This is a genomic window from Streptomyces sp. NPDC030814 (assembly GCF_055572155.1).
Genome location: NZ_JBVIDX010000008.1, coordinates 284,899 through 291,243, shown reverse-complemented (window position 1 = coordinate 291,243; position 6,345 = coordinate 284,899). Strand labels below are relative to the sequence as shown.

The window sequence follows — 6,345 nt, the reverse complement described above, 5'->3', positions numbered from 1 at the left end:
GCGGCTGAGCCGGGCTCGGCTTGCGGCTTGCCGAAAGCGACCGGCTTGCCGTCGTGCCGGGTCAGGGTGCGTACGTCGCGGATGCCCAGCACCGCCCGGCCGCTCGACGTTGCCGCACTCGCCCGGCGCACCGCCGGTGATGCCTTCGCCGCGCGGGTCGAGCACGGGGCGGCGCTGCGTGACTTCATCGGCGGTGCGGCGCCCGTCGGCGAGGAGGACGCGGTGCCGTCACCCGAGCCGCCCGACGGGGCCTTCGGCATCGGCTGAGCCGGGCTCGGCTTGCGGCTTGCCGAAAGCGACCGGCTTGCCGTCGTGCCGGGTCAGGGTGCGTACGTCGCGGATGCCCAGCACCGCCGCCGTGGCCACGACGCACAGTCCGGCGCAGCCCCACAGGGCCGCCGGCCGCCCGAAGGCGCTCTCCGCGGGCCCCGCCAGCGCGGCGGCCAGCGGCACCATCGAGACGGAGCCGAACCAGTCGTACGCCGATACGCGGGACAGCTTGTCCTCGGGGATCTCCTGGTGCAGCGCGGTCATCCAGGAGACGGCGAACACCTCGATCGACACCCCGCTGACGAACATCGCCACGCACAGCACGGTGACCGGTGTCGGCACGGCGAGCGCCGCGGACGGCAGGGCGAACGGGAAGACGCACAGCACACCGACGAGAAGCAGCCGACGCGGTTTCCAACGGGTCATCAGCAGGGCTCCGACGGCGTTGCCGGCCCCGAACAGCGCCAGTGCCAGACCCCAGGGGCCCGCACCACCCAGGTGGTCACGGGCCACCTGAGGGCCGTAGACCGAGTCGGCGGCGACGATGACCGCGTTGACGAGGGAGAACTGGACGACGATCGCCCATAGCCAGGGCCGGCCGATGATTTCCCGCCAGCCGTCACGGAGATCGGCGAGCATGCCGTTGCCCGGCTCGCGGTCCGGTATGTGGCTCACGTCGAGGAAGGCGCGCATGGCCCCGGCGGCCGCGAACGCGGCGGCGTCGACGGCGAGTACCCAGCCGGGGCCGATCACCGCGACGAGTGCGCCGCCGAGGGCCGCCCCGGTCATGGTCGCGCCCTGCGATGACGCGAACCGGAACAGCGCGAAGGCCCGCCCCGCCTGCTCGGCGGTGACCGAGGACAACAGCATGCCCTCGGCCGCCGGGTTGAAGAACGCCTGCCCGGTGCCGCCGAGGGCGGACAGCAGCATCATCTGCCACAGTCGTGCCTCCCCGGTGAGCACGAGCACCGCGAAGACGGCCTGGGAGAGGCAGTTGAGGGTGTTCGCGGCGACCATCACATGGTGCCTGGGCAGCCGGTCCGCGACCGCGCCGCCGATCAGCAGGAACAGCACCAGCGGCAAGGTGCGCGCCGCCGCGACCAGCCCCACGTCCCCGCCGTCGCCGCCCGATTCCAGGACCGCGAACGCGGCCGCGATGAGGGCGCCGTGGCTGCCCAGGTTGGTGACGACCGCGGCGGCCGTCAGCATCGTGTAGTTGCGGCCGGCCCAGGCTGGGCGGCGGCGGAAGGCGGCGGGAGTGGTCACCGGCCGACTATCGCTGCCCGGGGCAGCCCTTGCCAAACCGTTTCGGCATGGTGTCCGGCCAGATCAGGACACCGCAAGGGTGCCGGACGGCCGCCTCGGGGGCCGACGCCTGCCGGCCCCCGTACCGGTGTCCCGCTCAGCCGCCCGTGGGGTCGCCGTACAGCCGTACCGTGCTGAGGATCTTCTGCACCGTCGTGTCCGGGACCTCGTCGTCGACACCCTTGGCGCCGTGGAAGGTCCAGGAGACGAAGTCGCCCTTGGAGTTCTTGAAGGCGAACGTCGTGGCCTTGCCGTCGGTGTCGCACTTGCCCTTCTTGGGGACACCGGTCGAGTAGGTGGTCGCGACGCTGCCCTTGACGCCCGACGTCGTCGTGTACGCCTGGGGCTTGCCGACCTTCATCAGCTTCTTCGAGGAGTCCTTCTGGTCGGTGTAACCGCCGAAGACCCACCACGCCGAGTCGTTGCGGGCGACGTCGTCGGTGTTCTTCGCGCCCTGCTGCCCCTTGGTGCCCGTCGCGGCGAGGGACGAATCCTCCTTGTAGCCGTCCTTGTTGGCGTCGGACACGCACCACTTCTCCTTGAGGATGGCGGGCGCCGACATGCCGATGATGACGGAGGTGTCGTCCTTGGAGTTGTCGTCGAAGCCGATGAAGGTGCCGGGCGTCTTGACGTCCCAGTCCGGCGGGACGTCGAAGGCGGTACCCCACTTGGGGTTGACGACGACCTTCCAGCCGTCGATGGTCGGCTGCGCCCCGGCGTCCTCGCCACGCGGGTTGTCCTGGCTCTCCGAGGCGGTCGGCGTGGGCGAGACCGACGGCTTGGGGTCGTCCTTCGCCTCGGTCTTCGAGTCCTTGTCGCCGCCGAGGACGAGGAACCCGGTCACCCCGGCGGCCACGACGACGGCCGTGGCCGCCACGATCGCGATGAGCTTGGTCCGGTTGCCGCCGCCTCCGCCCGGCGGTTCCGGCGCGCCGACGGGCGACGGGGCACCCCACTGGGGCTGCTGCCCGTAGTGCGGTTGCTGACCCGTCGACTGGTACCCGGGCTGCTGGTAGGGGTTCGGCTGCTGGTACCCCGGCTGTTGATATCCCGTCTGCCCCGGCTGGCCGTACCCGGGTTGCTGGTACGGGTTCGGCTGCTGCGGGTTCTGCTCGCCCCCGGGCGGCTGCTGCTGTCCTGGCCACATGGCTCGTAACCATAGATGTGCGGGGGCGCGGGTGCCACGGAGCCCCCGGCGAGCGGCCGTCAGCCGCCCGTCGGCTCGCCGTACAGCCGTACCGTGCTCAGGATCTTCTCGACGGTCGTGTCGGGGACCTCGTCGTCGACCCCGGTGGCGCCGTACAGGCTCCATGCCACGAAGTCGCCCGCGGAGTTCTTGAACCCGAAGGTCACGGCCTTGCCGTCACTGGCGCACTTCCCCTTCTGTGGCGTGTTCTCGGAACGGGCCCAGGCGACACTGCCCTGCACGCCGGAGGCCGTCTTGTAGGGCTGCGCCTTCTCGTCCACGACAAGGCTCTTGCGGTCGGGCTGGGTGTAACCGCCGTACACGTACCAGGGCACCTGGTTCAGGGCGACCTCGTCGGTGTTCTTGGCACCGCTCGCGCCCTTGGTGCCGGCGGCGGCGAGCTCGGTGCGGTCCTCGCGGCCGTCCTTGTCGTCGTCCGACGTGCACCACTCGGACTTGAGGTACGCCGGTGCCGACATGGTGATGAGGGGCGGGTCGCCGGCCTCGCCCTTGACGTCCTCGAAGCCGGTGATCGTGGTCGGTGACGCGATCTCCCAGTCCGCCGGGACGTCGAAGGCCGTGCCCCACTTGGGGTTGACGACGACCTTCCAGCCCTCGACGGTCGGCTTCGGGCCGTCCCCGCCGCGGCCGTCGTCGGCCGAGGCTGAGTTGCCGGGTTCCTGTGAGGCGCTCGCCGACGCCTTCCCGCTCTTGCCCCCGCCCTTCGCCTCGTCGTCCTTGTCGCCGCCGAGGACCAGGAACCCGGTCACCCCGGCGGCCACGACCACGGCCGCGGCCGTCACGATCGCGACGATCCTGGTCCGGTCGCCCCCGCCCTTCCCGGGCGGCTCCGGCGCGCCCGCGGGCGCCGGGGCGCCCCACTGCTGCCCGTACGGTCCCTGCGGAGCAGGCTGCTGGTAGCCAGGCCGCTGGTAGGGGTTCGGCTGCTGGTACCCCGGCTGCTGGTACGGGTTGTGCTGGGGATTCTGCTCGCCACCGGGCGGCTGCTGTTGTCCTGGCCACATGTCCGGCAACCGTAGTGCGCGCGTGCCACGGTTCCGTCACCGCGCGCCCTCAGACATGTACTGGTCAGGTGGAGAGTCGGTGTGCGGGATCAGGACGAGGCCGGGTCGTCGGGGAGTCGTACGGCCCCCCTGCTCGCGGCGCGCTCACGCCCCGCCCCCTGGCCGTCGTCCATCCGGGCCCCCTGAGGCCTCCGTCCCGGACCCTCCCTGTTGCGCTGACCACACGGTGGCACCCCTGGCCAGGTGTTCCTACTCGTGGGTAACATCGCGGCATGAGCGCAGACCAGATGTCGATCGGCGAGATGCTCGCCGCCACGGTGCCGATGGCCAGGACGCTGAACCTGGAGTTCCTGGAGACCACGCCGGAGAAGGCAGTGGTGGCGCTGCCGGACCAGAGCGACTTCCACAACCACGTCGGCGGGCCGCACGCCGGAGCGATGTTCACGCTGGGCGAGTCGGCGAGCGGGGCGATCGTGCTCGCCGCCTTCGGCGGCCAGCTCTCCCGTGCCGTGCCCCTCGCGGTCGGCGCCGAGATCGCCTACAAGAAGCTCGCGATGGGCCAGGTGACGGCCACCGCCACACTCGGCCGCCCCGCTGCCGAGGTCGTCGCCGAACTCGACGCGGGCGAACGCCCCGAGTTCCCCGTCACCGTCGCCATCCGACGCGCGGACGGCGCCGTGACAGGGGAGATGACCGTCATCTGGACCCTGCGCCCCAACGGCTGACGCCGCCCCGCCCCTTCACCCTCGCCGCGCGCCGCCCCGGCCGTCCGGCGAGGGCTCCCTCGCGCAGCGCATTGACACGAGTCACTGGCGGCTCTAGGTTCCCCGCCGACACGCGCACACGTGGTCCACCACGACGCCTGCACGAAGGAGTGAGGCTCATGTCCGACACCGTGTCCCGGAAATCCCGCTTATGGGGGCCGGCGGTGGGAGCGGCCGCCCTCGCCGCCGCCCTTCTGGCTCCCGCCCCGGCCCAGGCCGCAGCACCCGGGCAGTCGGCCCTCGTCCGCACCGACGCCGGCTGGGTGCGCGGGGAGACCACCCCCGAGGGGCGGCAGTTCCTCGGCATCCCCTACGCGCAGCCGCCCGTCGGAGACCTCCGCTGGGCCGAGCCCCGGCCGGTACGACCGTGGCAGGGGGTGCGTGAGGCCGACGCGTTCGGCAACAGATGCGTCCAGACGTCCAGTTGGGACCCTGGTTATGAGCGGCCCAGCCACACCGAGGACTGCCTGGACCTCAACGTGTACGCGCCGCAGGGCACCACCCGCCGCCCGGTCTTGGTCTGGCTGCACGGCGGCGGTCTCACCGCGGGCGCCGGCGAGGACGTCGTGCCGGACGCCTTCGCACGGCGTACCGGCACGGTCGTCGTGACCGTCAACTACCGCCTCGGCGCCATGGGCTTCCTCGCGACCGACGGCCTCGACAAGGAGGTGAGCGACGCCGTCTCGGGCAACTTCGGCATGCTCGACCAGCAGGCCGCGCTCCGCTGGGTACGGGCCAACATCGGCCGTTTCGGCGGTGATCCGGGCCGTGTCACCATCGCCGGCGAGTCCGCGGGCGGGCGTTCCGTCTGCACCCAGCTGGCCTCACCCACCTCCCGGGGTCTGTTCCGCGCCGGAATCGTGCAGAGCGGCGCCTACGGCGACTGCTCGGCCCGCACCCACGAGTCGGCGGTCGCCCAGGGCAGGACCTTCATGACGCGACTGGGCTGCGCGGACACCGCGTGCCTGCGCGGGAAGACCGCCGCCGAGGTCCTCGCCGCCCAGGCGGGCCTGAACTGGGGGCCCGTGGCCGGTGGTGCCTTTCTGCCCGTCCAGCCCTTCGAGGCGTTCGAGAAGGGGGCGGCCGCCCGTGTGCCCGTCCTCAACGGCGCCAACCAGGACGAGGGCCGGCTGTTCGCGTTCGGCCGCTTCGACGCGGCCGGCACCCCGCTCACCGCGGAGCAGTATCCGACCGTCATGCGGACCGCCTACGGCGACGGTGTCCTGGCACGCTACCCGCTCACGGACCACGCCTCGCCGACCATCGCGTACGGCACCGCCCAGGGCGACCAGGGCTTCGCCTGCCCCGCGCTGCGGCTGAACGAGGTCCTCGCCGGCCGTGGACCGGTGTACGCGTACGAGTTCGCCGACCGCACCTCCCCGCCCTTCGCCTCACTGCGCAACCTGGGCACCGACTTCGACTTCGGCGCCACACACGTCAACGAGGTGCAATACCTCTTCCGGCACTTCGGTCTGGACAGCCCGCTGGACGCCGGGCAGCGGGCACTGGCGCGGCAGATGACCGACTACTGGGGCTCCTTCATCCGTGACGGGGTGCCGAGGGCCGCCGGTCAGCCCGCCGTCCCGGCCGGAGGGGACCGGGTGCTGACCCTCAGGGCCGCCGCGGAGGGCGGAAACGGGCTGAGCAGGACCGTGCACGATGAGCACGCGTGCGACCTGTGGGACAACCTGCGGGGCTCCGCCGCCGTCAGAGTAAGCGGGTAGGCTGCCCCGGCGTGCGTTCCACCGTGAGCGCGCGCCGGGGGCCCGAGAACCGGACGCATGGGAGGAAGCGG

Annotated in this window: 6 protein-coding genes; 3 read left to right on the top strand and 3 right to left on the bottom strand. The window is 72.1% G+C overall.

All coding sequences use genetic code 11. The features are described 5' to 3' along the window. Window positions 1-81: 81 nt before the first annotated feature. Complete coding sequence (locus tag ACZ43N_RS19730) at window positions 82-267, top strand: hypothetical protein (RefSeq protein WP_468098956.1); 186 nt, start codon at window positions 82-84, stop codon at window positions 265-267. Here the strand turns inward: ACZ43N_RS19730 and ACZ43N_RS19725 are convergent. The 3 genes from ACZ43N_RS19725 to ACZ43N_RS19715 form a co-directional block, all read right to left on the bottom strand. Next, window positions 229-1,536 (bottom strand): MFS transporter, encoded by a 1,308-nt coding sequence (locus tag ACZ43N_RS19725; RefSeq protein ID WP_468098955.1) that lies wholly within the window; start codon window positions 1,534-1,536, stop codon window positions 229-231. The genes ACZ43N_RS19730 and ACZ43N_RS19725 overlap by 39 nt on opposite strands. 136 nt (window positions 1,537-1,672) lie before the next feature. Beyond that, window positions 1,673-2,722 (bottom strand): DUF8017 domain-containing protein, encoded by a 1,050-nt coding sequence (locus ACZ43N_RS19720; RefSeq protein WP_468098953.1) that lies wholly within the window; start codon window positions 2,720-2,722, stop codon window positions 1,673-1,675. Between the two features lie 59 nt (window positions 2,723-2,781). Then, the gene (locus tag ACZ43N_RS19715; protein ID WP_468098952.1) at window positions 2,782-3,786 is read right to left on the bottom strand and encodes a DUF8017 domain-containing protein; all 1,005 of its coding nucleotides are present in this window, start codon (window positions 3,784-3,786) and stop codon (window positions 2,782-2,784) included. Between the two features lie 287 nt (window positions 3,787-4,073). Between ACZ43N_RS19715 and ACZ43N_RS19710 the strand changes: the two genes are divergently transcribed. Both ACZ43N_RS19710 and ACZ43N_RS19705 read left to right on the top strand, forming a co-directional pair. Next, on the top strand, window positions 4,074-4,511 hold the full coding sequence (locus ACZ43N_RS19710) for a DUF4442 domain-containing protein (RefSeq protein WP_468099059.1): 438 nt from the start codon (window positions 4,074-4,076) through the stop codon (window positions 4,509-4,511). A 158-nt stretch (window positions 4,512-4,669) separates the two neighbouring features. Then, entirely contained in the window at window positions 4,670-6,274 is a 1,605-nt protein-coding gene (locus tag ACZ43N_RS19705; RefSeq protein WP_468098950.1) for a carboxylesterase/lipase family protein, read from the top strand. Window positions 6,275-6,345: the final 71 nt, after the last annotated feature.

What these genes read in the sequence shown, in the direction of transcription:
- ACZ43N_RS19705 (WP_468098950.1), top strand. Translation starts at nt 4,670, where the DNA reads ATGTCCGACACCGTGTCCCGGAAATCCCGCTTATGGGGGCCGGCGGTG.
- ACZ43N_RS19730 (WP_468098956.1), top strand. Translation starts at nt 82, where the DNA reads ATGCCCAGCACCGCCCGGCCGCTCGACGTTGCCGCACTCGCCCGGCGC.
- ACZ43N_RS19720 (WP_468098953.1), bottom strand. Translation starts at nt 2,722, where the DNA reads ATGTGGCCAGGACAGCAGCAGCCGCCCGGGGGCGAGCAGAACCCGCAG.
- ACZ43N_RS19715 (WP_468098952.1), bottom strand. Translation starts at nt 3,786, where the DNA reads ATGTGGCCAGGACAACAGCAGCCGCCCGGTGGCGAGCAGAATCCCCAG.
- ACZ43N_RS19710 (WP_468099059.1), top strand. Translation starts at nt 4,074, where the DNA reads ATGTCGATCGGCGAGATGCTCGCCGCCACGGTGCCGATGGCCAGGACG.